At 71.7% G+C, this 25,728-nt stretch carries 25 protein-coding genes; 6 read left to right on the forward strand and 19 right to left on the reverse strand.

The features are described 5' to 3' along the window. Positions 1-25: 25 nt before the first annotated feature. The 4 genes from JKJ07_RS32305 to JKJ07_RS32320 all read right to left on the reverse strand — a co-directional run bounded on the left by JKJ07_RS32305 (position 26) and on the right by JKJ07_RS32320 (position 4,032). Complete coding sequence (locus tag JKJ07_RS32305; protein ID WP_236030276.1) at positions 26-868, reverse strand: maleylpyruvate isomerase family mycothiol-dependent enzyme; 843 nt, start codon at positions 866-868, stop codon at positions 26-28. Then, positions 865-1,359 (reverse strand): GNAT family N-acetyltransferase, encoded by a 495-nt coding sequence (locus JKJ07_RS32310; RefSeq protein ID WP_202995671.1) that lies wholly within the window; start codon positions 1,357-1,359, stop codon positions 865-867. The genes JKJ07_RS32305 and JKJ07_RS32310 overlap by 4 nt, the downstream gene beginning before the upstream one ends. Before the next feature lie 9 nt (positions 1,360-1,368). Next, positions 1,369-2,025: a hypothetical protein gene (locus JKJ07_RS50330; protein ID WP_236030277.1), complete on the reverse strand. Its 657-nt coding sequence runs from the start codon at positions 2,023-2,025 to the stop codon at positions 1,369-1,371. 66 nt (positions 2,026-2,091) lie between these two features. Beyond that, positions 2,092-4,032 carry a SpoIIE family protein phosphatase gene (locus JKJ07_RS32320; protein ID WP_202995672.1) on the reverse strand — a complete coding sequence of 647 codons (1,941 nt, stop codon included), beginning with the start codon at positions 4,030-4,032 and terminating at the stop codon, positions 2,092-2,094. An 88-nt stretch (positions 4,033-4,120) separates the two neighbouring features. Between JKJ07_RS32320 and JKJ07_RS32325 the strand changes: the two genes are divergently transcribed. Next, on the forward strand, positions 4,121-4,999 hold the full coding sequence (locus JKJ07_RS32325; RefSeq protein WP_202995673.1) for an STAS domain-containing protein: 879 nt from the start codon (positions 4,121-4,123) through the stop codon (positions 4,997-4,999). Here the strand turns inward: JKJ07_RS32325 and JKJ07_RS32330 are convergent. Next, complete coding sequence (locus JKJ07_RS32330) at positions 4,962-7,721, reverse strand: DEAD/DEAH box helicase (RefSeq protein ID WP_202995674.1); 2,760 nt, start codon at positions 7,719-7,721, stop codon at positions 4,962-4,964. The two genes, JKJ07_RS32325 and JKJ07_RS32330, sit on opposite strands and share 38 nt — an antisense overlap. A gap of 87 nt (positions 7,722-7,808) precedes the next feature. On the opposite strand from JKJ07_RS32330, the gene JKJ07_RS32335 reads away from it, so the two are divergent. Beyond that, positions 7,809-8,549: an HAD family hydrolase gene (locus tag JKJ07_RS32335; protein ID WP_202995675.1), complete on the forward strand. Its 741-nt coding sequence runs from the start codon at positions 7,809-7,811 to the stop codon at positions 8,547-8,549. On the opposite strand, the gene JKJ07_RS32340 is transcribed toward JKJ07_RS32335, so the two are convergent. From JKJ07_RS32340 to JKJ07_RS32375, 8 genes are all read right to left on the reverse strand, one after another. Further along, positions 8,546-10,183, reverse strand: a complete 1,638-nt coding sequence (locus tag JKJ07_RS32340; RefSeq protein ID WP_202995676.1) for an alkaline phosphatase D family protein — start codon at positions 10,181-10,183, stop codon at positions 8,546-8,548. The two genes, JKJ07_RS32335 and JKJ07_RS32340, sit on opposite strands and share 4 nt — an antisense overlap. A gap of 56 nt (positions 10,184-10,239) precedes the next feature. Further along, complete coding sequence (locus JKJ07_RS32345; protein WP_202995677.1) at positions 10,240-10,431, reverse strand: hypothetical protein; 192 nt, start codon at positions 10,429-10,431, stop codon at positions 10,240-10,242. Positions 10,432-10,473: 42 nt separating this feature from the next. After that, entirely contained in the window at positions 10,474-11,364 is an 891-nt protein-coding gene (locus JKJ07_RS32350) for a diacylglycerol kinase family protein (RefSeq protein ID WP_202995678.1), read from the reverse strand. Positions 11,365-11,395: 31 nt separating this feature from the next. Next, positions 11,396-12,358 (reverse strand): twin-arginine translocase subunit TatC, encoded by a 963-nt coding sequence (gene tatC, locus JKJ07_RS32355; RefSeq protein WP_202995679.1) that lies wholly within the window; start codon positions 12,356-12,358, stop codon positions 11,396-11,398. Positions 12,359-12,372: 14 nt separating this feature from the next. Continuing rightward, on the reverse strand, positions 12,373-12,714 hold the full coding sequence (gene tatA, locus JKJ07_RS32360; protein ID WP_202995680.1) for a Sec-independent protein translocase subunit TatA: 342 nt from the start codon (positions 12,712-12,714) through the stop codon (positions 12,373-12,375). 135 nt (positions 12,715-12,849) lie between these two features. After that, positions 12,850-13,095 carry a hypothetical protein gene (locus JKJ07_RS32365; RefSeq protein ID WP_202995967.1) on the reverse strand — a complete coding sequence of 82 codons (246 nt, stop codon included), beginning with the start codon at positions 13,093-13,095 and terminating at the stop codon, positions 12,850-12,852. A 15-nt stretch (positions 13,096-13,110) separates the two neighbouring features. Then, positions 13,111-14,073: a helix-turn-helix transcriptional regulator gene (locus tag JKJ07_RS32370; protein WP_202995681.1), complete on the reverse strand. Its 963-nt coding sequence runs from the start codon at positions 14,071-14,073 to the stop codon at positions 13,111-13,113. After that, a complete protein-coding gene (locus tag JKJ07_RS32375; RefSeq protein ID WP_202995682.1) occupies positions 14,070-15,050 on the reverse strand; it encodes a helix-turn-helix transcriptional regulator in 981 nt (326 codons plus the stop codon). The genes JKJ07_RS32370 and JKJ07_RS32375 overlap by 4 nt, the downstream gene beginning before the upstream one ends. Positions 15,051-15,184: 134 nt before the next feature. On the opposite strand from JKJ07_RS32375, the gene JKJ07_RS32380 reads away from it, so the two are divergent. Both JKJ07_RS32380 and JKJ07_RS32385 read left to right on the forward strand, forming a co-directional pair. Further along, positions 15,185-16,186, forward strand: coding sequence for a cation diffusion facilitator family transporter (locus JKJ07_RS32380; RefSeq protein ID WP_438871455.1), 1,002 nt, complete (start codon positions 15,185-15,187; stop codon positions 16,184-16,186). Between the two features lie 11 nt (positions 16,187-16,197). Continuing rightward, positions 16,198-17,265 (forward strand): DUF3866 family protein, encoded by a 1,068-nt coding sequence (locus JKJ07_RS32385; RefSeq protein ID WP_202995683.1) that lies wholly within the window; start codon positions 16,198-16,200, stop codon positions 17,263-17,265. Here JKJ07_RS32385 and JKJ07_RS32390 read toward each other — a convergent pair. Together JKJ07_RS32390 and JKJ07_RS32395 are read right to left on the reverse strand one after the other, a co-directional pair. Further along, a complete protein-coding gene (locus JKJ07_RS32390; RefSeq protein ID WP_236030279.1) occupies positions 17,214-18,680 on the reverse strand; it encodes a GGDEF domain-containing protein in 1,467 nt (488 codons plus the stop codon). The genes JKJ07_RS32385 and JKJ07_RS32390 overlap by 52 nt on opposite strands. Positions 18,681-18,740: 60 nt before the next feature. Beyond that, positions 18,741-19,388, reverse strand: a complete 648-nt coding sequence (locus JKJ07_RS32395; RefSeq protein ID WP_202995684.1) for an O-methyltransferase — start codon at positions 19,386-19,388, stop codon at positions 18,741-18,743. A gap of 61 nt (positions 19,389-19,449) precedes the next feature. Here JKJ07_RS32395 and JKJ07_RS51930 point away from each other — a divergent pair, with 61 nt between their 5' ends. After that, entirely contained in the window at positions 19,450-20,730 is a 1,281-nt protein-coding gene (locus JKJ07_RS51930) for an MFS transporter (protein ID WP_307834514.1), read from the forward strand. Here the strand turns inward: JKJ07_RS51930 and mraY are convergent. Both mraY and JKJ07_RS32410 read right to left on the reverse strand, forming a co-directional pair. Then, on the reverse strand, positions 20,700-21,803 hold the full coding sequence (gene mraY, locus JKJ07_RS32405; protein ID WP_202995685.1) for a phospho-N-acetylmuramoyl-pentapeptide-transferase: 1,104 nt from the start codon (positions 21,801-21,803) through the stop codon (positions 20,700-20,702). The two genes, JKJ07_RS51930 and mraY, sit on opposite strands and share 31 nt — an antisense overlap. Before the next feature lie 298 nt (positions 21,804-22,101). Then, entirely contained in the window at positions 22,102-22,995 is an 894-nt protein-coding gene (locus JKJ07_RS32410) for an RNA polymerase subunit sigma-70 (RefSeq protein WP_202995686.1), read from the reverse strand. Positions 22,996-23,058: 63 nt separating this feature from the next. Here JKJ07_RS32410 and JKJ07_RS32415 point away from each other — a divergent pair, with 63 nt between their 5' ends. Then, positions 23,059-23,418, forward strand: coding sequence for a nuclear transport factor 2 family protein (locus JKJ07_RS32415; RefSeq protein ID WP_307834515.1), 360 nt, complete (start codon positions 23,059-23,061; stop codon positions 23,416-23,418). Positions 23,419-24,124: 706 nt separating this feature from the next. On the opposite strand, the gene JKJ07_RS32420 is transcribed toward JKJ07_RS32415, so the two are convergent. Next, positions 24,125-24,334, reverse strand: coding sequence for a hypothetical protein (locus JKJ07_RS32420; RefSeq protein WP_202996006.1), 210 nt, complete (start codon positions 24,332-24,334; stop codon positions 24,125-24,127). Between the two features lie 20 nt (positions 24,335-24,354). Further along, positions 24,355-25,713 carry a Pup--protein ligase gene (pafA, locus tag JKJ07_RS32425; protein WP_202995687.1) on the reverse strand — a complete coding sequence of 453 codons (1,359 nt, stop codon included), beginning with the start codon at positions 25,711-25,713 and terminating at the stop codon, positions 24,355-24,357. Positions 25,714-25,728: the final 15 nt, after the last annotated feature.

Raw genomic sequence — 25,728 nt, forward strand, 5'->3', positions numbered from 1 at the left:
TGGGTGGACTACGCGGAGGTGAAGGTCAATCGGCGACGTGGGCGGTGTTGTCCAGCCAGTGCCGCACCAGGTCCGCGTCGCCGGTGATGGTTAAGTCGGTCGGGGGCCGGCGGCGGGTCAAGGCAAGCAGCAGCGACCCCGCCGGCCCGGTCACGCTGACGTCGGCCGGCCCGGCCCCAGGACGCCAGGTCGCGCCGTCCGGACGGCGCTCGATCAACCATGCGTCCGAGATGTCGGTGGCCCGCCACTGCAGGGTCTGCCCCGTGCCCCGGATCGCCTCCGCCGATGAGGACCGCATCATGGCCCACGTCGGTGAGGTGAGCATCGCGAAGTGGTTCGTCACCAGCCCGGCCGCGATGTCCGGTTCGACCGGCGCCGGGCGTCCCGCCGCGTTGTGGGCGTCGGCGCCGTGGACGACCGACTCGTTGAGCACGCTGGCCAGCCAGAAACGCGTTCCCGTACGCCCGTCGCCCGCGGCGTTGAACACCGGCGCGTCGAGTGCGTCGTCGGAGCAGGCGTTCGCGACTCGCCGCGCCGACGAGGTCAGCCAGGCCGGCCAGTCGTACGGGTCGGTGGGGAGCACGGCCATCTCGGTGGGCAGCTGGGCCGGGTCGGTGATGCGCCGCTCGATGATGTCGGCGACCCAGTGCTGGGTCTGGCCCACGTGTTCGACCAGCTCGGTGACGGTCCAGCCGGGGGCGTTCGGCACGGCGGCGCCGGGTCCGGCCGCGGCCGCCGATTCGGCCAGGCGCCGGGTGTGCTCGACGATCGCCCGCCGGGCGCGGTCCGGGTTCAGCTCGGTCATCGGATTCGACTCCTCGGTGAGTTCGTTGTGCTGGGTCAGACTCGGCGTCCCGCCCGAACTCATCGGAACCATCCCCGCCGCAGTTCCAGCGTCAGCTCGTCGCGAATCTCGATGCCGTACTCCCCCACCAGCGGGATCGACGGTTTGACGGCACGGCTCCGGTCGACCGCGCCCGGCGCGAGGCCGACCAGGCGCATGCCGCGGCGCTGATAGAAGCGCAGTGCGTCGAGGTTGTCGTTCGTCGTGATCAGCCAGACTCTCGACGCCCCGGCCGCCCACGCGCGGTTGGCCGCGGCCTCGAGCAGGGCGCTGCCCACCCCTGCGCCGGCCACGACGGCGTCGAGGGTCACCACCTCGAGGCCGTCGGTTCCCAGCTCGTACGTGAGCAGGCCGACCGGTCCGCCGTCGAGCCAAGCGATCAGCGCCGGGAGGGCCGCCGCGTCGTAGGCGATCCCGTGCGCGACGACCGTTGTGCTGCCCCACGATCCGGTCAGCAACGCGGCGACGATCTCGCGCTGGGAGGCGTCGGCGGCCCGCACGACCAGCTCACCCATGCCGGCGGCTCAGGCGGCCGGGACCGGCAGGAACGCCCGGAAATGCTCGCCCACCTCGTCGGCGATCGCCGTCGCCGGGCGGGTGCCGTCCACTTCGATCACTCGGATGCCGAGCGCCCGCGCCTGCGCGACGGCGTCCAGGGCGATCAGCCGATCCCGCTCGATCCGGTTGCGGGCGGCCAGGTCGGGGTCGCTGACCTGGTGACCGATCCGGGCCGCCCGCGGCAGCTGCCGGGACTGCCGCAGCCGCCACTCGTCGGTCGGCACGAGCACGATCATGCGGGCCGGGTCGGTGACCGCCGCCACCAGCGAGGGCCGGCAGCCCCAGCCGTCGACCAGCACGGGCCGCGGGGTCACGAGGCCGCGCAGGTCGTCGAGCACCCACTCGAAACGCTCGGGGAAGCTCGCGATCACGTCGCGGGCCATCTCGGCCGGCGTCGGTCCGATCCAGACCGCTTCCCAGTCCGTGTCGCCCGCGTAGTCGCCGCGCCGCACGCCCGCCGCGACCCGCCTGTCCTCATGGCCGCGGGCGCTGTGGAAGTCGTAGTGATAGTGCGTCACACCGAAGCGGTCGACGAGCAATCCGGACACGGTCGTCTTGCCGGCCCATTGCCCGCCGCCGATCCACAATGCGTTTCGGACGGTTCCTTCATATGTCCATTCCACGCAGAAAAAACTGCCCGTTTCGCCCCGATAAAACAAGTCTTGTTCTTGCCGCCCACCCGTGATTAATTATGAGAGAGGAACCAGTCCGACCAACGTCATGATCATGTTGGCCGGGCTGCCGGGCGGCGCGACCAGGCGCAGCCGGCCGTTGTTGCCCTCGGCCAGCGCGCTCACCCGGTGCAGCGCGGCCACGCCGGCGCTGGCCAGGTGGGTGACACCGGTGAGGTCCACGGTCAGGTCCCGGGTGCCCGCCGCGGTCGCCGCCACCAGGGCATTCTCCAAAGACTGAGCCGTACGGGCATCGACCGGCCCATCGACGCGCAGGGAGCCGTCGGGCTGCTCGAGCACCAGGAACGGATCGGGGTTCCCGGTCGTCGGCGCGGCCGTTCCCGGGCTGAGCTCGGAGACGCTGAGCAAACGCACCGGCCGGGTCAGCGGATGGGTGATCGTCGCCGTGGTGCCGCTGTCGCCGTGGTCGAGCCGCAGCGAGCCGACCAGGTTGCGGGTCATCACGAGCCCGAGCCCGCGGCCCGGCCGGGAGGACGGTTCACGCCAGCGGCCGCGATCGCGCACCTCGGCCCGCAGCTCCCCCGCCGCTGTGATCTCGGCGGTGACCTCGACCGAACCCGCCGCCGGGTCGCCGTAGGCGTGTTCCATCCCGTTGGTGACCAGCTCGTTGATCGCGTGCTCGATCATCCCGGCGTCCCCGTCCGCGATCGCAGCCCGTTCCATCCAGTCGCCCAGCTGTTTGCGCAGGTCGAGCAGCAGGCCCAGGTCGGCCGGCACGGTGACGGCGAATGGGGCCGGCGCCGCGACGCGCTGGGCGGCCAGCAGCGTGATGTCGTCGCTGTGCCCGGTCACCCGCACAAGCATCTCGAGCGTCTGGTTGCAGACCCGATCGGCCACCGTACGGTCGTGGTCGGGCAACGCCCGTCCGGCCACGGTGTCAGCGCCCGCCTTGGCCAGCTCGACGGTGGCGCGAGCCAAGGTGCGCCCCGGCCGTTCCAGAATCCCGTCGGTGTAGAGCAGCAGGACGTCCCCCTGGCCGAGTCGCTCGGTGCCGATGCTGAAGTCGCCGTTACCCGTGCCCAGCGGCCCGTCGCCGGTGCCGGGCAGGTAGCGCGGCTCGCCGTCGAGCGGAACGAGCAACGGCGGCGGATGCCCGGCCGTGCAGTAGGTCAAGTCACCGGTGACAGGGTCAAGCACGGCGACCCCGATCGTCGCCGCGTGGGCGCCCCGGATCCGCCCGGACATCCGGTCGACGTCGGCCACGGCCGCGCGCACGTCCCCCGTCGCCAGCAGCCGCTCGTTGAGCAGCACACGAAGCTGACCCATCGTGGCCGAGGCGGTCACACCGTGCCCGACCACGTCTCCGACGACCAGGGCGACCCGCCCGTCCGGCAGCGCCACCGCGTCGAACCAGTCCCCACCGGCGGCGGTGTCGGCGTCGGCCAGCAGGTAGGCGCCGGCGATGTGCAATCGGGGCAGCACCGGCACGCCGGCCGGCAGCAGCTCGCGCTGCAACGCCTGCACGACGTCGAGGACCTCGGCGTAGCGCCGCTCGGCCTCGTCGACCCGCTGCTGGGCGGCCTGCCGTTCGAGCACCCGGGCCGTGGAGTCGACGACGTCGCTCACCAGTCCGACCAGTGCGCCGTCCGGCCCCCGGCGGGGGACGACGTTGAAGTCCACGTACAACTCCACGTCCTCCCCGAGGTCGGGCCGGTGGAACAAGACCCGCATCTCCCGGGCCTGTGCCGGTTCACCCGTCCGATAAACCTGCTCGAAGATCTCCAGTACCTGCTGTCCGGCGACCTCGGAATACACGTCCCAGACCCGCTCACCGATCATCTCGGCGCGGCCCACATAGGTCCGGTAGGCACCGGATGCCGCCGACAACCGCAGGTCGGGCCCGTCGAGCGCGAAGACGAGTAGCGGCATCTGGTCGAAGACCTGACGCACCACTTCGGCGTCGCCGACCGTACGGTCCAGGGGATCGTTGTCCGCCATCCGGCATTCATACCAGGAGGCCCGCCGGATGGCCGCCATCACCACCGGTCACGTAACCTGGGCAAAACTTCCCGCATCGGCGGTACCCATGAGCGACCCGATCTTCCACGTTCCGCTCGCCCCCGGCGAACAGGCCGGCATCATCTCGCTCGCCGGCAGCCTCGATTCGTTCGCCCACGATCGGGTGCGCGCGGCGCTCGGAGCGGCCCTGGCCTGGGCCGCAGCCCGCCACCGGGCCGAGGTCGTGGTGGATGTGCGAGCCGTGCGGTTCATCGACGCGGGCACGATCCGGCTGCTGATCGAGACGTATGAGGCCGCGGCCGACGCGGGGCGCCGGCTCCGGCTGGTCGGGCCGAGCGATGCGGTGCGCCGGGCCATCGAGGCGGCCGGCGCGGGCCACCGGCTTCTCCCCCGCACGAGTGAAAGCATCGATGACGAGGACCCGAGCATGCATCTTCCGGACGGCGCCGAGGATCTGGCCCGGGCCTCCGCCGGACGCCGTCGCGCCGAGAACGATCAGGTCCGGATCCGCGCCCGCATCCAGCAGCAGGCGGTCGACGGCGAGGTCCGGGCGACCCGGCGCACCCTGCTGGCCGATCTGCGCGAACGGCTGCGGACCGACCCGCGGGCCCTGGCCGACGACAATTTCCTGGCCCTCGCCGACACCGACACCGTGCACACCGCGATCCTGATGGCGGCCACCATCGTCGGCTCGGCCGACGCGTGCGAGCTGCGGCTCGAGGACGCGGCGTCGACGGTGCGGCTGCGTGGCCTCGCCGAGCCGGACGACTTCGCCACGGCGCGGTCGTATCCGCTGCGCGGCGCGGACGGCCGGCTCATCGGGGTGCTCGCGATGCACTTCCGCACCGACGAGCCCCGGGTCGGCCGGCCCGAGCTCGTCGTCGAGTGCGCCGAGCTGGCCCTGGCCGTCACAGACCGGCTTGGTAGGCCAGCACCCCTCGATTGACCGCGGTGATCGCCTTGCGGGCGGTGGCGCGCAGCTCCTCCGACGCCGCCGAGGCCTCCCGCAGCTGGCCGAGCAGGTCGAGCACCTGCCGCGCCCAGCGCACGAAGTCGCCCGCGGGCATGTCCGCGTCGTAGTTGTGACCGCTGGCCAGCACCCGGGCCAGCGGCTCGCCCCGGGCCCAGCGATACATCGGCCAGACGAACCCCGGGTCGGGCTCGCGGGTCAGCGTCAGCCCGTGGTCGGACTCGTCGGCCGCGATGTCGCCCCACAGCTTGGCGCAGGCGTCGACGGACGCGGTGATCGCGCCCTTGGGCACGGAGGCCCGGTCGTCGCTCTCGCGGCGCGATTCGTAGAGCACCATCGAGACCGCCGCGGCCAGCTCCTCGGGGTCGAGCCCGTCCCACACGCCGTGGCGCAGGCACTCGGCGATCAGCAGGTCGGCCTCCGACCAGATGCGGCCCAGCATGCGGCCGGTCTCGGTGACGTTGCCGTCGGCGGACAGGTAGCCCCGCTGGGCCAGCACCGCGCAGACCTGGTCGAACGTGCGGGCCAGCGAGCCCGTCCGCCCGGCCACCTTGTCGCGCAGGGCGTCGGTGTCGCGGGCCAGCCGGTGCCGCCGCTCGGCCCAGCGGGCGTGCTCCTCCCGGTCGGGGCAGGCGTGGCACGGGTGCTGCCGCATCTTCACCTTGAGCAGGGCGATCTCGGCGTCCTCGCCGGTGTTGCCGCCGCCCCGGTTGCGCCGCCGGCCGCCGCCGCTCTGCCGGTCGTGACCGGTCGCGCTGACCTGCGCCGCCAGGTCGCGGCGGGCGGCCGGTGAGCGGGGGTTGAAGTGCTTGGGGACGCGAACCCGGTCGAGCACCTCGGCCTCGGCCGCGAAGTCGGCCGGGCTGACCCGCCCGGCCCACCTGTCCTGGGTGAGCACCATCGGGCGGGGCTCGCCGAACCCGCCGGTCGGCGCCTCGAGCACCACCGCCAGCCCGGCCCGGCGGCCCTGGGCGACCCGGATCACGTCGCCCACCCGCAGCTTCTCGAGCGAGGTGACGATGGCCGCGCGGCGGTGCGAGGCGCCCTGCCGGGCGAGCGCGCGTTCCCGGTCGGCGATCGCGACGCGCAGGGCGAAGTATTCGTCGAAGTCGCCGTGGTGGCAGGCGGCGTCCTCCCCGTACGTCTGCATGGTGTCGACGTTGCGCTGCACCTGGCGGGCCAGGCCCACCACCGAACGGTCGGCCTGGAACTGGGCGAACGACGACTCGAGCAGGTCGCGGGCCTTGTCGGCGCCGACCGAGCCGACCAGGTTGACCGCCATGTTGTACGACGGGCGGAACGACGAGCGCAGCGGGTAGGTGCGGGTGGAGGCCAGGCCGGCGACGTGCCGCGGGTCGACCTCGGGGCTCCACAGCACCAGCGCGTGACCCTCGACGTCGATGCCGCGGCGCCCGGCCCGCCCGGTGAGCTGCGTGTACTCCCCCGGGGTGAGGTCGACGTGGGCCTCGCCGTTGAACTTGACCAGGCGCTCCAGGACGACGCAGCGGGCGGGCATGTTGATGCCGAGCGCGAGGGTCTCGGTGGCGAAGACCGCCTTGACCAGGCCCTGCACGAAGCACTCCTCGACCGCCTCCTTGAAGGCGGGCAGCATGCCGGCGTGGTGGGCCGCGACGCCGCGCTCGAGACCGTCGAGCCACTCCCAGTAGCCCAGCACCGACAAGTCCTCGCGCGGGATCGAGGCGACCTTGGCCTCGGCGATGCGGCGGATCTCGGCCCGCTCGTCGGCGTTGGTCAGGCGCAGCCCGGCGGCCAGGCACTGCTGCACGGCGGCGTCGCAGCCGGCCCGGCTGAAGATGAACAGGATCGCCGGCAGCAGGTCGGCGCGTTCGAGCCGGTCGACCACCTCGGCCCGGGGCGGCGGCTGCCAGCGCTTGCCCCGCCCGCCGCGACCGGGACCGTACGACCGGTCGGTCATCTCGAGCCGGCGCTGCATCTCGCGGGCGTAGCGCAGCAGCTCGGGGTGCACGTCGTGCTTCTTGGCGGCGTCGGCGTCGTGGAACAGGTCGAACATGCGCCGGCCGACGAGCATGTGCTGCCAGAGCGGGACGGGCCGGTGCTCGCTGACGACGACCTCGGTCTTGCCCCGCACGGTGACCAGCCAGTCGGCGAACTCCTCGTAGTTGCTGACCGTGGCCGACAGCGAGACCAGGGTGACCGAGGCGGGCAGGTGGATGATCACCTCTTCCCAGACCGCGCCGCGGAACCGGTCGGCCAGGTAGTGCACCTCGTCCATCACCACGTAGGCCAGGTTGGTCAGCGCCGACGAGCCCGAGTAGAGCATGTTGCGCAGCACCTCGGTGGTCATCACGACCACGGGGGCGTCGCCGTTGATGGCGTTGTCACCGGTCAGCAGGCCGACCTTGTCGGGGCCGTAGCGCTCGACGAGGTCGTGATACTTCTGGTTGGACAGCGCCTTGATCGGCGTGGTGTAGAAGCATTTGCGCTCGCCGGCACGCAGGGCCAGATGCACCGCGAACTCGCCGACCACGGTCTTGCCGGCGCCGGTGGGGGCGCAGACCAGCACGCCGCTGCCCCCTTCGAGGGACTCGCAGGCGGCGCGCTGGAAGTCGTCCAGGTCGAAGCCGACGTCGAGCATGAAATCCTCGAGCGCGGGGAACTCGGCCACCCGGGCCGCCCGCCTCTGGGATTGCGCATACTTCTCGGCGGGACTCGTCATGAACACCAGGCTAGTTCGTCGGTGTGACAAGAAGGAGCACGGGCGGTTGCGTCCCGCCTCGGGAAGCCTGGTGGGTATGGTGCTCCCGTGCCGGATGTCGCATCGACCGATCACCCTCCCCATCGGCCGCGCCGTGAGGTCGACGCCGTGCTGTTCGACTTCCACGGCACGTTGGCCCAGGTGGAAGACCCCGTGACCTGGGTCGTGGCGGCCGCCCGGGCCTGCGGCCGCGAGCTCGACCGGGGCAAGGCGACAGTGCTGGCCGACAGATTGGTCACAGCCGGGCGGGCCGGGGGTCCGCTGCCCCACCGGGTGCCGCCCCACCTGGCCGAGCACTGGGCCGACCGCGACCTGTACGCGCAGAGCCACCGCGCGGCGTTCACGGGCCTGGCCTCGACCGTCTCGACGGATGTGGAGGGGCTGGCCGACGCGCTCTACGAGCGGCTGCTCGCGCCGGACGGCTGGCTGCCGTACGCCGACACCAAATCAACGCTGCGCACCCTGCACGAGGCCGGGATCAAGGTGGCGGTCGTCAGCAACGTCGGCTTCGACATCCGTCCCCTGTTCGACGCGTGGGGTCTGAGCCCGCTGATCGACGCGTACGCGCTGAGCTACGAGATCGGGCGCACCAAGCCCGACCCGGCGATCTTCCTGCGGGCCTGCGGGATGATCGGCGCCGACCCGGAGCGCACGCTGATGGTCGGCGACACGCCCGCCGACGCCGGGGCTGTGGCCGCCGGGTGCGCCGCGCTGGTGCTGCCCGCGGCGGAGCCGGGCCGCCCCAACGGTCTGGGGGCGACCCTGGCCCTGGCCGGCTGCGCGGTCTAGGGGCGTACGGTCTCCTGCTCGACGGTGTCGATCAGGGCGCCCGCGGCAAGCACCGACGGCGTCGGGTTGTCGGCGGTCTGGTGCAGGCCGGGCACGCGGTCCTCGACGACGAACGTGGCGCGCGTGTGCACGGGCGCTCCCGGCGTGGTCACGTACGGGAGCACTCGGAAGTCCGCGGTGAGACTGTCGGGCGTGATCCGCGTACGGACGTAACCGCGCTGGTTGTTGTAGAAGCGCAGGTGCGGGTTCCAGGCCGCCCACGGGTGCCGGCCGGAGGGCACGTCGGCGCCGTCGCCGGTGGACGTGATCGACGAGCAGACCAGCTCGGTGCCGACGGTCCTCGAGGTCGGGTCGGCGTAGTCCAGCTTGAGCTCGTCGGCCCAGTGCGCGTGCACGTCACCGGTGAGCACGACCGGATTCCGTACGCCCGCGTCCACCCAGCCCCGGGTGATCCGATCGCGCGACGCGGCGTACCCGTCCCACGAGTCCATGCTGGTCACCACCTGCGGGCCCGAGTTGTTGTCGCGCTGGCCGAAGAAGACCTGCTGGCCGAGGATGTCCCAGCGCGCGGACGAGCGGCGGAACCCGTCGAGCAGCCACTTCTCCTGCCGCTCGCCGGTGATCGAGCGGGCCGGGTCGTACGCGTCGGCGCAGTCCTTGTAGCCGTCGCCGCAGGCCTGGTCGTCGCGGAACTGCCGGGTGTCGAGCATGTGGAACGTGGCCAGCCGGCCCCAGTGCAGCCGCCGGTAGAGCTGCATGTCGATGCCGCGCGGGATCGAGGTGCGGCGCAGCGGCATGTTCTCGTAGTAGGCCTGGAAGGCGGCCGCGCGCCGGGCCAGGAAGTTCGGGTCGGGCTGCTCGGGCGCCTCGTCGGCCCAGTTGTTCTCGACCTCGTGGTCGTCGAACACCACGGCCCAGGGCGCGACGGCGTGCGCGGCCTGCAGGTCGGGGTCGGCCTTGTACTGCGCGTGCCGCTGCCGGTAGTTGGCCAGCGTGACGGTCTCGGGGCCGGCGTGGTCGCGCGGGTTGCCGCCGGGGATCGTGTAGCCGCCGGCCTCGTATTCGTACTGGTAGTCGCCCAGGTGCAGCACGATGTCGGGCTCGTCGGCGGCCAGGTGGCGATAGGCGGTGAAGTAGCCGTGCTCGTACTGCGAGCACGACGCGAACGCCATGGCCAGGGTGCCGCCGGTCGCCCACAGCGGCGGGGCCGTGCGGGTGCGGCCCACCGGCGAGACGTAACCCTCGGCACGGAAGCGGTAGAAGTATTCGCGGCCGGGCAGCAGATGGCCCAGCTCGACGTGCACGGCGTGGGCCGACTCGGGGCGCGCGGCGGTCACTCCCCGCCGCACGATCTTGCGGAAGCGCTCGTCGGCGGCGAGCTGCCACTCGACGGGCACGACGCGGGCGGGCATGCCGCCGAGCCCGTCCTCGGCCACGGGGGCCGGGGCCAGCCGGGTCCAGATCACGAAGCCGTCGGGTTCCGGGTCGCCCGAGGCGACGCCGAGCGTGAACGGGTCGGCGCGCAGCGGACCCCGATGGGGCGCGGCCGCGGCGGCGAGCGGCCAGGTGGTCGCGGCGCCGGCGACGCCTGCCGCGGCGGAGCTGAGCAGGAGGGTGCGTCGGGAAAGGGCCATGCCCGCAGCCTCGCGAGCATAGATGGACTTAGATTGGTTCTGGCCTTACGGGCGGGCTAAGCGTACGAGTCGAGGTTGACGCCCTGACGCTGACCGGGGACGGGCTTCGGGGCCGCAGGCGCTTCGGGCTTCGGCGCCTCGGCCAGAGCCGGCTTAACCGCGGTGGCGGTGTCGGCCATGCTCTTGAGGTTGCTGCGGGCGGTGTCGTAGGCGGAGGTGACCAGGGAGCTGAGCGAGTTGATCTGCATGTCCCCCTCGATCGGCCACGGTTGCGGGAACTGATGAAGTTCTCACCGGAGCAACCGAACCGCACCCGGGACACACGTCAAGTCCAGGTCGAGCGGTCCGAGGCGCTCCCCGTCCGCGTACGCGATGATGCCGTCGGACTTGAGCCGCACGTGCCGGGCGCGGAAGACGGTGACCCTGGGGTCGGTGACGTGCGTGCCACGCCGCAGCCGGGGCTTGAGCCGGGCCAGGGCCGCCCGCCCGAAGGGAGCCGCGATCACGACGTCGAGCAGCCCGTCGGCGGGGTCGGCGTCGGGCAGGATCCGCATCCCCCCGCCATAGCTGGCGCAGTTGCCCACGGCCACGAGCATGCCCTCGAAGCTGTGGTCCTCGCCGTCCAGTTCCATCCCGTACGCCCGGGGCCTGAGCCGGGCCAGCTCGAGCAGAATGGCCAGGTCGTACCGGCGGGGCCCGCGCGGCCAGCGCATCAGGTTGGCCCGCTCGTTCACCAGCGCGTCAAAGCCCCCGGCCAGCACCGCCCCGAACCACCGCACCTCGGAGTTCGCGCCGACCGCCCGCGCCAAGTCGATCGCCACGTGCCGGCCCTCGGTCAGCGCGGCGGCGATCGCCTCGGCCGCGGCCAGCGGGTCGGCCGGCATGCCGACGCCGGCCGCGAAGTCGTTGCCCGTGCCGGCCGGGACCACGCCGAAACCGATCGGTTGCTCGGCCACTGCCTGCAGCGCGCGGTGGATCGTGCCGTCGCCGCCGACCGCGACCAGCGCCGCGGCCCCGCCGGCGACGGCTGCCCGGCACGCCGCTTCCGCTTCCTCGCTGCTGTGGGCCTCCAGCAGCCGGGCCGCCGGGCCCAGCCGGCGCAGCACCTGAGAAAGCAGATCGCGGTGCCGGCCGCGCCCCGCCGAGGGGTTGGCCAGCACCGCGATCTCGAAGGTCGTCACAGCCGGGCAGCATAGCCGCCCGGGCAGTGACCTACGTCATGTCGTCGAAGCGTCCGTCCAACGGGCGGGGCTTGGCGACCGGCGAGGGCGCCTCGACCGGGGTCGGGGCCTCGATCGGGTCGGACGCGCCGACCGCGACCCGCTCCTCCTCCAGCGGCGAGATCGCGTCGTCGTCGAGACCGGCGTACAGCTCCTTGCCGCGGCCCTTGCGCTTGTCGTTGATCGCGGCCACGCCGGTCGCGATCAGATAGAGCACGACCATGCACAGCGCCAGCAGCGTCATGCCGAACGGGCCCGGGTCGGGGGTGGCGATCGCCGCGAACGCGAACGACAGGAAGACCACGATTCGCCACCAGCCCAGCAGCTTCTTCGCCGACACGACGCCGGTGAAGTTGAGCATGAGCAGGATCAGCGGGAACTCGAAGGCCACGCCGAAGATCAGGATCATGTTGGTCACGAACCCGATGTACGACGAGACTTCTAGTTTGGTCGCCTCCCCGAGGACGCCGGCCTCCATGATGAACGCCAGGCTGTGGCCGACCACGAAGTAGGCCAGGATGCCGCCGCCGATGAACAGCGGGGCGGCGATCGCGACGAACACGTACGCCCATTTGCGCTCGTGGCGGTGCAGGCCGGGCGCGATGAAGGCCCACAGCTGGTAGAGCCAGACCGGGGAGCCGACGATCAGGCCGACCCACAGCGCGATCTTGAGGCGCAGGATCAGGGTGTCGGTGACGTTGAGGACGACCCAGTCGCAGTACGTCGAGCCGTCGGCGCGGGTGGCGATCGACGACGGCAGGTCGCAGTAGGGGGCTTCGAGCAGCCCGAACACCCACTGGGAGACGATGAAGCCGACGATCAGGCCGACGACCAGGCCGAGCGACGCGATGAAGAGCCGGTTACGGAGCTCCCGGACGTGGTCGATCAGCGTCATGGAACCGTCGGAGGCCTGCTGAAACTTGCTGGGCCCCTGACGGCTAAGGGCTAGCTTCATGACCGGCGGTCAGCTCAGCGGTCGTTGGTGCGCTGCTGCACCGGGTCGACGAAGGGCTGCGCCGGGGGCGCCTGGTAGCCCTGCTGCGGCTGCTGGTAACCCTGGGGCGGCGGGGCCTGCTGGTAGCCCGGCTGGCCCGGCTGCTGCACCTCACCCTGGATCGGCTGGCGCGAATACTGCGGCTCGGCCTTCTCGGCGACGTCGTTGTTGTCGTCCACCAGGCCCTTGGTCTCGGCCTTGATGATCCGCAGCGACCGGCCCAGCGAGCGCGCCGCGTCAGGCAGCCGCTTCGCGCCGAACAGCAGCACGAGGACGACCACGAAAACAATGATGTGCCATGGCTTGAGGGCGCCCATGGGTGAACTCCAGTCGGTCGGATCAGGTGTGCGGGGTCCATCGTACGTGTCAAATCTGGTGATGCGGCCCACGGACCCTCGTGGGTTTGCCACCATCCCCCAAATCCTTGGACAACGGGGAAGGAACGCCGCAGGTTACCCCTTCTTGTCCGACGGCGACAGGGCCGCGACGTGCTCCTGCACCAGTTCGGCGCGCTGCTGCACGACGAGCACCGTCTCCTGCAGCTCAGCCGCGGCCGCCTGCAGCTTGGCCGCCTCGGCCTGGCGCTTCTGCAGCCGCACGCCCGCGCGGCTGAGCCCGTCGAGCTTGCCGAGCAGCCGCACCCCGACGGCCAGCAAGATGATCACGGCGACGACGACCACGGCGATCCAGATCCACATCAGCACCGGGCCACCCTACCGGCCGGGCGTGCTGTACTGGTCGAGCGCCGCCGTGGCCTGCTCGCGGATGCGGGTGAGCAGCTCGGGCGGGCCGACCACGGTCACGTCGGGCCCGAGGCCGAGCAGCAGCCGCTGCGCCCAGCCCAGGTCGGTGACCCGCATGGTCACGATCCACTCGTCGCCGCCCGAGCGGTGCACCTCCTCCACCGGGTAGTACTCGGTGATCCAGCGGCTGCGCCGGCCCACCCGCAGCGTGACCAGCTGCAGGTCGGGCGTGGGGCGGAAGACGCCCTCGGTGAGGTCGTGCGGCTCGGCCCCGGCGGGCGGCCGGGACGGCTCGTCGAGCTCGGTGAAGTCGTCGATCCGGTCGATCCGGAACAGCCGGGTGGCCTCGGCGCGCCGGCACCAGGCCTCCAGATAGGCCTTGCCGCCGACCATCAGCACCCGCATCGGGTCGACGACGCGGTCGGTCGTCTCGTCGCGGGCCGCCGTGTAATAGGTCATCCGCAGCGCGTGACCGCTCTCGACCGCGGCCCGCACCTTGTCGACGCGCTTGGAGTTGGCCGGCAGCCGGACGGCCACGGGCGCGTCGGCCAGGTCCCCGGCCGCGTTCTCGATCTTGGCCAGGGCCCGCTCGATGACGTCGCGGTGACCCGTGCCGGGGGTCTCGGCCAGCATCCGCAGCGCGACGACCAGGGCCAGCGCCTCGTCCTGGGTCAGCCGCAGCGGGCGGTCGATGCCGGCGTCGTGGCTGATCGTGACCCGGTCGCCGTCGAGCGCCATGTCGATCAGGTCGCCGGGGCCGTAGCCGGGCAGGCCGCAGACCCAGAGCAGCTCGAGGTCCTCGCGCAGCTGACGCTCGCTGACCCCGAGGTCGGCCGCGGCCTCGGCGACCAGGATGCCCGGCCGGGCCAGCAGGTACGGCACCAGGTTGAGCAGGCGGCCGAGCCGGTCGGCGCTCTGCCGGGGCCCGGTCACGCGGCCACCTCGTGCCGGGTGACGACCTCTTTGAGCAGCTGGATCACGGCGTCGCGGACCTCGGGCGGCCCGTCGGCGCGCACGTCCGGCCCGTAGCCGACGATCGTGGCGGCGAGCCGCTCGGCGTCCGAGTACGGGATCGTCAGGCAGTCGCCGCCGGGCCCCGGCACCGACTCGGTGGCCCAGCGGCGCAGCCCGGCGGCCCGGCCCGGCCGCACGGTCACGGTGGCCCGGCCGGTGTGCGGCACCGGGCCCGACCAGCGGGCGACGTGGCTGATCAGATCCTCGTTCTCGGGCGGGGTGAACGCGCCCGGCCGGCCCAGCGCCTTGACCGTGCCGACGATCCGCGAGAGCCGGAAACACCTGGTCGCGCCGCGGTCGCGGTCGTGGCCGACCACATACCACCGGCCCTGCCAGCAGACCACGCCCCACGGCTCGACCTTGCGCACGGCCGGGTCGTCGACCTCGGGCACGCGATAGCTGAACGTCACCGCCCGGCGGTCGCGGGCGGCGCTGGTCAGCGGCCCGAACGCGGGGTCGACGGTGACGACCGGCTCGACCCCGAGGGTGGCCTGCGGGTCGACCTCGACCCCGGCCGCCCGCAGCTTGGCCAGGCCGGACGACGCGGCGGCGGCCAGCCCGGCGTGCTGCCAGAGGCGGGCCGCGATGCCCACGGCGGCGGCCTCGTCGGGCTCGAGGATGATCGCGGGCAGTGCGTATTCGCGATGGGCGATGCGATAGCCCGGTTCCTGATCGAAGACGCTGGCCGTGCCGGTCTCGAGCGGCACCCCGAGGTCGCGCAGCTCGGCCTTGTCGCGCTCGAACTTGCGCTGGAAGGCCTCGTGGTCGCGCGGATCCTCCGGATCGTGCTCGTAACCGGGGACGGTCGCGGCGATCTGGGCGGCGGTCAGGAACCGCCGCGTGGAAAGCAGGCAGATTACCAAATTCACCAGGCGCTCGGTGCGGGTCCGCGACACGATTGGCAACGCTAGCAGGGTGGACGCGACAGTGACGTACGCGCTACGCCCGGACGGTTTCCCGGCGACCGGAGTGTGGAAAGCAGGGCGGAGTGACCACCCCACAGATCCCCGACGACCAGCTCCCGGTCGGGCTGGCCGCCGCGCTGCCGCTCGATCCGACCGATTCGCCACAACAGTCCGAACAGCCAGAGAACGAGAGTGTCGGCACCGTCATCATCGCCGGCCTGGCCAACCTGGCCATCGCGGTCGCGAAGCTGGTCGCCGGGCTGTTCTCGGGCTCCGCGGCCATGGTCTCGGAGTCGGCGCACTCGCTGGCCGACACGATCACCGAGGTCTTCCTGTTCGTCGCGCTGCGCCGCGGCGTGCGCCCGGCCGACGAGGAGCACCCGTTCGGGTACGGCAAGGAGAGCTTCGTCTGGGCGTTCATCGCCGCGGTGTTCACCTTCGTGGGTGGCGCCGGCTTCTCGATCTACCACGGCGTCGAGACGATCGTGCACGGCGAGGAGATGGGCGCTTTCCTCTGGTCGTACGTGGTGCTGGCCGTCTCGTTCGTCGCCGAGGGCACCTCGTTCTTGCGGGCCCGGCGGCAGGTCAAGGGCGCGTCGCGGCGCTGGGGCATCACGCCGTCGCGGTTCCTGCGGCTGACCCCCGACACCACGGTCAAGGCCGTCTACTTCGAGGACTCGGCCGCCCTGATCGGCCTGATCCTGGCCGGAGCCGGGCTGGCCCTGACCGAGCTGACCGGCAACACGGTGTGGGACGGCGTCGCCTCGATCGCGATCGGCCTGCTGCTGTTCGTCGTGGCCGCCATCCTCGCCCGCACCAACGCGTCGCTGCTGGTGGGCCGGGCGGTGCCGCGCCGGATGCACAACCAGATCGCGGCCGACCTGGCCTCGATCGGAGTCGTGGACGCCGTGCCGACGCTGCTGACGATGCAGCTGGGGCCGGGCGACGTGCTGGTCGCGGCCAAGGTCGACTTCCGCGACGACGTCAGCGGCGGCGAGATCGAGGCCGCCTCCGACGACGCCGAGCGCCGCCTGCGGGCCCGCTTCCCCGCGATCCGCTACGTGTTCCTCGACCCCACCCGCGGCACGGCGGGCCGCAACCACGTCGACGGCGGGGTCGACCTATAGGGTTGACGGCCATGGTGCGGTGGCGTTCGGGGACGGTCCAGGCGGTCCGGCGGCGGTGGCACGGCGCGGCCGAGCTGGACGTGGTGACCGACGAGGGGCCGCTGCGCGCGCTCGCGTACGTCGAGCTGACCGGCGAGCCCGTCGTCGGGGATCGCGTCCTGCTCAACGTGGGCGCGCTGGTCATGGGGCTCGGCACGGGCGGCTACGCGCTGGTCGTCGCGCTGCCCGACCGGTTGCCGGCCGACCCGCCCGACGACGGCACCACCCGCGACACGGGCCACCTGGTCAAGGCCCGATACACGCCGCTGCAGGTGATCCGGCTCTGCGTCGACGAGGAGGCCTCGCCGCACCGCGAGGTCATGGCCGCGGCCGAGTCGCTCGACGGCATGCCCGTGGTCACCGCCGACCTGCACTCGGCGCTGCCGGCCATCCTCGCGGGCATTCACGCCGACAAGTCACAGGCCAGGGTCGCGTACGTGATGACCGACGGCGGGGCGCTGCCCGCGTGGTTCTCGCGCACGCTCGACGGCCTGCGCCCGGTGCTGGCCGGCACGGTCACGACCGGTCAGGCGTACGGGGGTGATCTGGAGGCGAGCACCGTGCACACCGGACTGCTCGCCGCGCGCCACGTGCTGCGGGCCGACGTCACGATCGTCGCGCAGGGGCCGGGTAACCTGGGCACGGGCACGACCTGGGGGTTCTCCGGGGTGGCGCTGGGCGAGGCGGTCAACGCGATCGGCGTGCTGGGCGGGCGGCCGGTCGGGTCGCTGCGCATCTCCACCGGCGACGGGCGGCCCCGGCACCGCGGCGTGTCGCATCACAGCCTCACCGCGTACGGGAAAGTGGCTCTGGTGACTGCGGATCTGCCCGTGCCGGAGGATCTCGACGCCGGCCTGGCCGCCGAACTGGCGCCGCTGAGCAACCGGCATCGCCTGCCCCGGGTAAGCGTCGACGGGCTCGACGCGGCGCTGCGGGCGAGCCCGGTGCCGCTGTCGACCATGGGCCGCAAGCTCGACGAGGACTACGCCTACTTCGTCGCCGCCGCCGCGGCAGGCCGGTTCGCGGCCTCGCTGATCTGACACCGCCCGCCCGACTTGGCCCGGTAGAGCGCGGTGTCGGCCCGCTCGATCAGCTCGTCCGACGTCTCGGCGCCGTCCCACAGCGCCAGGCCGGCCGAGAACGTCTGCCCCAGCGGGGTGGCCGCCAGCGCGCGTTCGAGCACGTCGCGGGCCTCGTCGACGCCGGCCCCGGGCAGCAGCACGACGAACTCCTCGCCGCCGTAGCGGGCCAGCGTGTCGACCGCGCGCAGCTGGTCGTGCCAGGCCGCGGCGGCCGACTTGAGCAGGCGGTCGCCGGCCGGATGCCCGTACGTGTCGTTGAACTGCTTGAAGTGGTCGAGGTCGAGCAGCGCCACGCTCACCGGGCGGCCGTCGCGGCGGGCGTGCTCGAGCGCCCGCGGCAGCTCGTCGTTCCAGGCCCGCCGGTTGGGCAGCCCGGTCAGGTCGTCGCGGCGGGCCAGCTCGCGCACCTGCAGCGCCTGCCGCTCGACCTCGCGCACGAGCTGCGCCATCCGCGTGACGACCAGCAGGAACAGGGCGGCCGAGCCGATCACGATGGCCATGCCGTCGTGCACCTCGCCGTGCAGCACCTCCACGGCCAGCAGGGCCGGCGCGATCAGCGAGGCCGCGGTCAGCAGCAGCAGGTGCGTCCGGCCCAGCCGGACGACGTCGGTGCCGGCCGGTGCCGCCAGCGACCGCGCGTCGGCGTGCAGCGCGCCCACCCCGAACAGCGTGAACGCGACCAGGAAGATCGACTCGATGGCCCGGTTGAGCCAGAGGATGTCCTCGACCGGGTAGCCCTGGTCGATCAGGTTGCCCATGACGACCCAGACGGTGTCGCCGATCAGGAACGCCGCGAGCGACCCGGTGACCCACCAGAAGGGCGCGCCGCGCCGGCCGCCGCCGCGCAGCAGCCGGGTCATCATGGCGATCATGATCAGGTCGCCGATCGGGTACGCCACCTGGGTCGCCTCGCCCAGCATGGTGATCTTGCCGCCCTCGGCCGACGGCGCGATCACATAGACCCAGGCCAGCAGCCCGAAACCGGTCGTGATGGTGGTCGCGTCGACCATGGCGGTCCAGTTGCGGCCGCGGCCGGTCTCGCGGCGCCGGATCAGGGCGGCGATGCCGATCGCGCAGAACGGGTAGAGCAGCAGGAAGAACGGGTCGGCCGGGGTCGGCAGGTCGACCCAGTGCAGCACGTTGTCGCTGAACACGGCGACGCCGATGCCGGTGACGTTGGCGGCGATCCCGGCCGCGAAGCACCACCAGGGCAGCCGCTCACGGCGGGGCAGCCGGCGCGCGCCGGCGAGGATCGCGGCCGCGCCGGCGTACCCGAGGCCCATCTGCCAGCCGGCGGTCCACCAGGCGTTGTCGGGCAACAGCTGGTAGACGGCGATGGCCAGGGCGGCGGCCACCGCGAACACCTTCGACATTCCTCCAAGGAGACCTCCGCCCGGTTGTTTCCGCGGTCCCCCTGGGTTGCGAGCCGGTTGCTAACCCTTCTTGCGGACCAGCGTCACCCCGTCCCGTACGGGGAGCATCACCGACTCGACCCGGTCGTCGCGCACGATGTGGTCGTTGAGCTCGCTCACGGCCCGGTCGCTCTCGGTGCCCGGATCGAGCACGCGGCCGCCGCGCAGCACGTTGTCGATCGCGATCAGCCCGCCCGGGCGCATCCGCGGCACGAGCTCGGCGTAGTAGGCCGGGTAGCTGGTCTTGTCGGCGTCGACGAACGCGAAGTCGATCACCGGCTCCGTGCTGAGCGCCTTGACCGTGTCGACGGCCGGGCCCAGGGTGAGGTCGATCAGCTCGTCGACGCCCGCCCGCGCCCAGTAGCGGCGGGCCACGCCGGTGAACTCCTCGGAGACGTCGAAGGCCAGCAGCCGCCCGTCCTTGGGCAGGCCGCGGGCGATGCAGATCGACGAGTAGCCGGTGAAGACGCCGATCTCCACGGCCAGCCTGGCCCCGGTGAGCCGCACCAGCATGGTCAGCAGCTCACCCTCGTCGTGCGAGATCTGCATGCCGGCCTCGTCCGGGAGGTTCTCGTGGGTCTCCGCGGCCAGGTCGCGCAGGACGTCGTCGGCCGGGGTGCAGTGCGCGAGCAGGTAGTCGCTGATCGCCGGCTGAATGATGTCGGTCATGCCGACCACCGTCACACCTGCGCGGCTCGCAAGCAATACATAAGAGGCTTATGCTTCTGGGGTGCGAGCCACTCTTCTTCAGCAACCCAAGGCCGTCTTCGCCGTCGCCTTCGCCTGCGTCGTCAGCTTCATGGGCATCGGCCTGGTCGACCCGATCCTGCCCGCCCTCTCGTCGCAGCTGCACGCCTCGCCGAGCCAGGTCAGCCTGCTGTTCACCAGCTATCTGGTGGTCACCGCGGTCGCCATGCTCGGCGTCAACTGGGTGTCCAGCCGGATCGGCCCCAAACGCACCCTGATCACCGGCCTGGCCGTGATCGTCGTGTTCAGCGCCCTGGCCGGCCTGTCCGGCTCGATCGGCGGCATCGTCGGCTTCCGGGCCGGTTGGGGCCTGGGCAACGCCCTGTTCATCGCCACCTCGCTGGCCGTCATCGTCGCCTCGGCGTCGGGCGGCTTCGCGGGCGCGATCGTGCTCTACGAGGCCGCACTGGGCCTGGGCATCGCGGCCGGCCCGCTGATCGGGGGCCTGCTCGGCGACATCAGCTGGCGCGGCCCGTTCTTCGGCGTCGCCGCCCTGATGGCGATCGCGCTGATCGCCACGGTCACGCTGCTCGACAAGACTCCCCCGCCGCCCCGCAAGGTGGCCCTCGCCGAGCCGCTGCTCGCGCTGCGTCACCGCCCGCTGCTCACCATGTGCATCGCGGCCCTGTTCTACAACTGGGGCTTCTTCACGATGCTCGGCTACGCGCCGTACCCGATGGAGCTGTCGGCGATCCAGCTCGGCTTCGTGTTCTTCGGCTGGGGCCTGCTCGTCGCGATCTTCTCGATCACCGGCGCGCCCTGGCTGCAGACCCGTTTCGGCACCGCGCCCGCCCTCTACGGCGCGCTCGGCTCGTTCGCCGTCCTGCTGCTGCTCATCGGCCTGTTCACCGACGTGCGCTGGGCCCTGATCACGTGCGTGATCCTCAGCGGCGTGACCGTCGGCATCAACAACACGCTGACCACGCAGGCCGTCATGCTGGTCTCGCCGGTCGACCGCCCGATCGCCTCGGCCACGTACGGCTTCGTCCGCTTCATCGGCGGCGGCCTGGCCCCGTTCGTGGCCGGCAAGATGGTCGACCGCTGGAACATCCACGTGCCGTTCGTCGCCGGCGCCGTGGCCGTGCTGCTCGGCGTGCTCGTGCTGGCCAGCGGCCACCGCATGCTGACCCGGGCCGACGCCCAGCTCACCTCGCACGCCCAGCCCGACGTGACCGGCGAGATCGCCGACGAGTTCGGCGGGGCCCCGGACGCGATCGACGCGTCGCGGGACCGCTACCCGACGGCGGCCAGGAAGTCGGTGTAGAACAGGCCCAGGCCGATCGCGACGCAGACGCCGGCCACGATCCAGAACCGGACCACGATGTTGACCTCGCTCCAGCCGGCCAGCTCGAAGTGGTGGTGCAGCGGCACCATCCGGAAGACGCGGCGGCCGGTGGTGCGGAACGAGACGATCTGGATCACCCAGGTCACGACGATGATGACGAAGAGCCCGCCGATGATGATCGACAGCAGCGTGGTGCGGGTGGCCACCGCGAGCCCGCCGATCAGGGCGCCGAGCGCGAGCGAGCCCACGTCACCCATGAAGATCCGGGCCGGCGACGTGTTCCACCACAGGAAGCCCACGCAGGCGGCGGCCGCCGCGGCGGCGATCATCGCGATCTCCAGGGGATCTCGCACCTGGTAGCAGTATTCGTTGACCGAGGAGTAGTCGGTGTCGCCGCACCAGTGCCGATACTGCCAGAAGCCGATCAGCGCGTACGCCCCCAGCACCAGCACTGAGGCGCCGGTGGCCAGGCCGTCGAGGCCGTCGGTCAGGTTCACCCCGTTCGACATGGCCGTGATGATGAAGACGAACATCATCACCGAGCCGACCTTGCCGACGTCCAGCCACTCGATGTCGCGGATGAACGAGATCTTCTCGCTGGCCACGGTCTCGCCGTTGGTGCTGGCCATGTAGAGCGCGGCGACGCCGAACCCGATGCCCACCACCGCCTGCCCGAGCAGCTTGCCCTTGGCGCTCAGGCCGTCGGAGTTGCGCCGGCGCACCTTGAGCATGTCGTCCAGGAAGCCGACCGCGCCGCAGAAGACGAACAGGCCGAGCAGCACCAGGGCCGTCATGGTCGGCCCCTCCTGCGCGATCTGCCGCTCGGGCAGCGTGGTCAGGGCGATGTGCCCGGCCACGTACGCGACGACCGTCGCGATGATGAAGGCGACACCGCCCATCGTGGGGGTGCCCGTCTTGGTCAGGTGGGTCGCCGGCCCGATGGACCGGATCGGCTGGCCGGCCTTGAGCGCCGTGAAGACGCGGATCGCCACCGGCGTGGTGAGCAGGGAGACGATGAACGCGACCGCCGCCGCGACGATGACCGCCTTCATGAGCTCGGCGTCCCGGCCGCGCGTTCACTAATCACGGAAGAGCAGCTTGCCATCCGCCGCCGAACGACGCACGCGCGCCCCCGTACGGTGGTCGACAGCTTCCGCTTCAATGACGCGCATGTTCAACCACGAACCCGCACAACGAGCCCGCCGGTCACCAGACGGCCTGGCACTACCACGTGCACGTCTTGTCTTCCCGAGATACCCCGGCGACGACCTCTACGCGCTGCCGTCCCGCCCCGGCTTCGTCCCCGCCTCGGAAAGGCTCCCGTACGCCCTCAAGCTGCGCGCCCACTTCTCAGAAACGGGCAGCTAGCGCCGTGTCGTGGAAGCGGGTGAGCGCCGCGATCCGATCCCCGCGCAGGGTCAGCACGATGATCCCGGCCGGCCCGTCCCGCTCGGCCGCGAACGCGGGCTGCCGGTTGGCCCCGACCCGCGTCAGGCTGCTCCTCGCATACGCGAAACTGCGAGCCAGAAACTCCCGTACGGCGTCCCGCCCCTGATATTCGTGCGGCGCGGGCGGCATGCTGAGCCAGACGTCATCGGTGAGCAGCGCGACCACCGCGTCGACGTCGCCGCGCGTGAAAGCCTCGGCGAACCGGCCGGCCACCCCGTCGTCGGGCTGCTCGACCGGTGGCGCCGGCGTCGCGGCCCGCGCCCGCTGCAGGGCACCCTTCACCGCCGTCTCCGTCGTGCCCAGCATCTCGGCGGTCTCCGGCCCGGTGAAGCCGAGCACGTCCCGCAGGATCAGGGTGGCCGCCTGCCGGGGTGGCATCCGCTGCAGGGCCGCCACGAACGCCAGCGCGACCGACTCCTTGAGCTCGAGTCGCGCATCGGGCCCCGGCGCGCTCGCGGGCAGACCGTCGAGCAGCACATCCGGGTACGGCTGCAGCCACGTGACCTCACCCCACCGCGTCGGCGCGGGCGGCTCGAACGGCGGCACCGGCTCCCTCGGCAGCCGCCGCCGGCGGTCGCGCAGCGCGTTGAGGCACCGGTTGGTCGCGATCCGGTAGAGCCAGGTGCGCAACGAGCTGCGCCCCTCGAAGCCCGGCAGCCCCCGCCAGGCCGCGATCATCGTCTCCTGCAGCAGATCCTCGGCGTCGGTCAGCGACCCCATCACGCGATAGCAGTGCAGCAGCAGCTCCCGCTCGTACGGCCCGGCCAGCTCCCGGAACGCCTCGATCTTTTCCACCCCACCGTTCCGATCCGGCGCCCGGCGGTGTCTACCCCCGCGAACCCCTTTGGAGGAGACACCGTGAGCATCGCCCTGAAGACCGCCCTGGCCTACCACTCGGCCTGGGCCCACCAAGACCTCGACGAGGCCATGACCCACATCGCCGACGACATCATCTGCGACGCCCCGGCCGGCCGCCTCGAGGGCGCACCCGCCTACCGAGCCTTCATGGCAGGCTTCGTCGCGATCCTGAAGTCCACCACAGTGCTGGCCGCCTTCGGCAACGACACCACAGCCCTCATCATGTACGACACGTCGACACACCCGGTCCCCTCAGCCCCCGGCGCCGAACTAGTCACCGTCCTCCACGACCGCATCACCTACAGCCGCTTCCTCTTCGACCGCCTCCCCTTCGCCCAGGCCCGCCAACCCACCACCTGACCCCTCGCGTGCCTGCGGCAGGTCGTCGAGATCCCCCGTCCACCGGTTGCCCAGCGACTCGCCCGAGCCGCTGACCCAGGTAACGGCTCCCGCGCCGTCCCCCAGGAGGCCGTCCACCGGTTGGCCAGCGACTCGGGTAACGGCTCCCGCGCCCCAGAGCCACGGAGCTCAGCCCGCCGGGCCTGCGGAGGCGACCACTCACTGTTGCAACAGGCCACACAGCCCCCGCGACCGCAACCATCGCTGCTTTTCGAGTCTTTCGGGCGCAACCACGCACTCAGGCCGCCCGGGTGGGTTTCGCGTTCTGGACGCGCCAGCGGCCAGCGAATCCCGCCCGGGTCCCCGCGGGAGCGACGGTCCGTCACCCACCACCCCGATGGGACATCAGCCTTTGACCGCTGCTTTTGACCCCATCGCCTCAGCCTCGAATTCGCCTGACAAGTCGGAAATAAGCGATTTGCACCGGCCGGAGGGGGCCGGGCGGAGTAGAGCGATGCAGACAGAGCGGCACGAGCGGAGGTAGAGCGATGCAGGCAGGGCGGCACGAGCGGGGGTAGGGCGATGCAGACAGAGCGGCACGGGCGGGAAGAGACGGGCAGGGCGGGATGACGGGCAGGGCGACACGGGCGGGATGACACGGGCAAAGCGAGACGAGCCGAGTGACCGGCTGACATCAGAGGCGGCCGGCATAAGTCCCGGCGACGCTTCAGGATGTCAGGATCAAGAGCAGCCAACTCCCGACGATCAGTCCCAGGATTGCTGCCAGCGCCCACGTTGGGATGCGATGCCCGCCCTCGCGGTTGCGCGCGATCTCGGCCCGGATGCGTTCGCGGCGGCGCTCGATTCGGCCCCACCGCACCTGCTCCTCGGAACGCTCGGGCGGCGGCGACGATGGGGGCTGGCCGGGTCTCGTCATGACCCGACCAGCCTAAGCCCTCACATGCTGGCGATGAGGCGTTCGACTCGTTCGTCGTAGGCCCGGAACGGGTCCTTGCACAGCACCGTCCGCTGGGCCTGGTCGTTCAGCTTCAGGTGCACCCAGTCGACCGTGAAGTCGCGGCGCTTCTCCTGGGCGTGGCGGATGAACTCGCCGCGCAGGCGGGCCCGGGTGGTCTGCGGCGGCGTCTCCTTGGCCTCGAAGATGTCGAGGTCGTTGGAGATGCGGTCGACCTGCTTGCGCTTCTCCATCAGCGCGTAGAGGCCGCGGCCCCGGCGCACGTCGTGGTAGGCCAGGTCGAGCTGGGCGATCCGCGGGTGCGACATCGGGATCTCGTGCTTGGCCTGATACTTCTCGATCAGCTTGTACTTCGAGACCCAGTCGATCTCGCGTGAGACCGGGTCGAGGTCGCCGCTCTCGATGGCGTTGAGCACGCGGCCCCACAGCTCGACGACGCGCTTGGCGGTCTGGTCGCCACCGCGGCGCTCGACGAACTCGGTCGCCTTCGCGAGGTATTCCTGCTGGATCTCGAGGGCGCTGACCTCTTTGTTGTTGGCCAGGCGGATCTTGCGGCGGCCGGTGATGTCGTGGCTGACCTCGCGGATCGCGCGGATCGGGTTCTCCAGCGACAGGTCACGCATGACGACGCCGGCCTCGATCATGCGCAGGACGATGTCGGCGCTGCCCACCTTGAGCAGCGTCGTCACCTCGTTCATGTTCGAGTCGCCGACGATCACGTGCAGGCGGCGATAGCGCTCGGCGTCCGCATGCGGCTCGTCGCGCGTGTTGATGATCGGGCGGGACCGCGTCGTCGCGCTGGAGACGCCCTCCCAGATGTGCTCGGCGCGCTGCGACAGGCAGAACACCGCCCCGCGCGGGGTCTGCAGCACCTTGCCCGCGCCGCAGATCAGCTGGCGGGTGACGAGGAACGGGATGAGGACGTCGGCGAGCCGGCCGAACTCGCCGTGCCGCGACACGAGGTAGTTCTCGTGGCAGCCGTAGGAGTTGCCGGCCGAGTCGGTGTTGTTCTTGAAGAGGTAGATCTCGCCCGCGATGCCCTCGTCGTGCAGCCGCTTCTCGGCGTCGACGAGCAGGCCCTCCAGGATCCGCTCGCCGGCCCGGTCGTGGGCGACCAGGTCGGTGACGGAGTCGCACTCGGGCGTCGCATACTCCGGGTGGGAACCGACGTCGAGGTAGAGGCGGGCGCCGTTACGGAGAAAGACGTTGCTGCTGCGTCCCCAGGACACCACTCGGCGGAACAGGTAGCGGGCCACCTCGTCCGGCGACAGCCGCCGCTGCCCCCGGTAAGTACACGTGACGCCGTACTCGGTCTCGAGGCCGAAAATTCGCCGTTCCATGACGAAACACTAGCC

This window comes from Paractinoplanes lichenicola (assembly GCF_016785085.1).
Taxonomy (GTDB): Bacteria; Actinomycetota; Actinomycetes; order Mycobacteriales; family Micromonosporaceae; genus Actinoplanes; species Actinoplanes lichenicola.

Bases quoted from the DNA above. Each gene is read 5' to 3' on its own strand.
- JKJ07_RS32310 (WP_202995671.1), bottom strand. From the start codon at position 1,359: ATGGGTGAGCTGGTCGTGCGGGCCGCCGACGCCTCCCAGCGCGAGATC.
- tatC (WP_202995679.1), bottom strand. From the start codon at position 12,358: ATGAAGCTAGCCCTTAGCCGTCAGGGGCCCAGCAAGTTTCAGCAGGCC.
- JKJ07_RS32305 (WP_236030276.1), bottom strand. From the start codon at position 868: ATGAGTTCGGGCGGGACGCCGAGTCTGACCCAGCACAACGAACTCACC.
- JKJ07_RS32385 (WP_202995683.1), top strand. From the start codon at position 16,198: ATGGTGCGGTGGCGTTCGGGGACGGTCCAGGCGGTCCGGCGGCGGTGG.
- JKJ07_RS32330 (WP_202995674.1), bottom strand. From the start codon at position 7,721: ATGACGAGTCCCGCCGAGAAGTATGCGCAATCCCAGAGGCGGGCGGCC.
- JKJ07_RS32325 (WP_202995673.1), top strand. From the start codon at position 4,121: ATGAGCGACCCGATCTTCCACGTTCCGCTCGCCCCCGGCGAACAGGCC.
- pafA (WP_202995687.1), bottom strand. From the start codon at position 25,713: ATGGAACGGCGAATTTTCGGCCTCGAGACCGAGTACGGCGTCACGTGT.
- JKJ07_RS32345 (WP_202995677.1), bottom strand. From the start codon at position 10,431: ATGCAGATCAACTCGCTCAGCTCCCTGGTCACCTCCGCCTACGACACC.
- JKJ07_RS32340 (WP_202995676.1), bottom strand. From the start codon at position 10,183: ATGGCCCTTTCCCGACGCACCCTCCTGCTCAGCTCCGCCGCGGCAGGC.
- tatA (WP_202995680.1), bottom strand. From the start codon at position 12,714: ATGGGCGCCCTCAAGCCATGGCACATCATTGTTTTCGTGGTCGTCCTC.
- JKJ07_RS32365 (WP_202995967.1), bottom strand. From the start codon at position 13,095: ATGTGGATCTGGATCGCCGTGGTCGTCGTCGCCGTGATCATCTTGCTG.
- JKJ07_RS32395 (WP_202995684.1), bottom strand. From the start codon at position 19,388: ATGACCGACATCATTCAGCCGGCGATCAGCGACTACCTGCTCGCGCAC.
- mraY (WP_202995685.1), bottom strand. From the start codon at position 21,803: ATGAAGGCGGTCATCGTCGCGGCGGCGGTCGCGTTCATCGTCTCCCTG.
- JKJ07_RS32320 (WP_202995672.1), bottom strand. From the start codon at position 4,032: ATGGCGGACAACGATCCCCTGGACCGTACGGTCGGCGACGCCGAAGTG.
- JKJ07_RS32420 (WP_202996006.1), bottom strand. From the start codon at position 24,334: ATGACGAGACCCGGCCAGCCCCCATCGTCGCCGCCGCCCGAGCGTTCC.
- JKJ07_RS32390 (WP_236030279.1), bottom strand. From the start codon at position 18,680: ATGTCGAAGGTGTTCGCGGTGGCCGCCGCCCTGGCCATCGCCGTCTAC.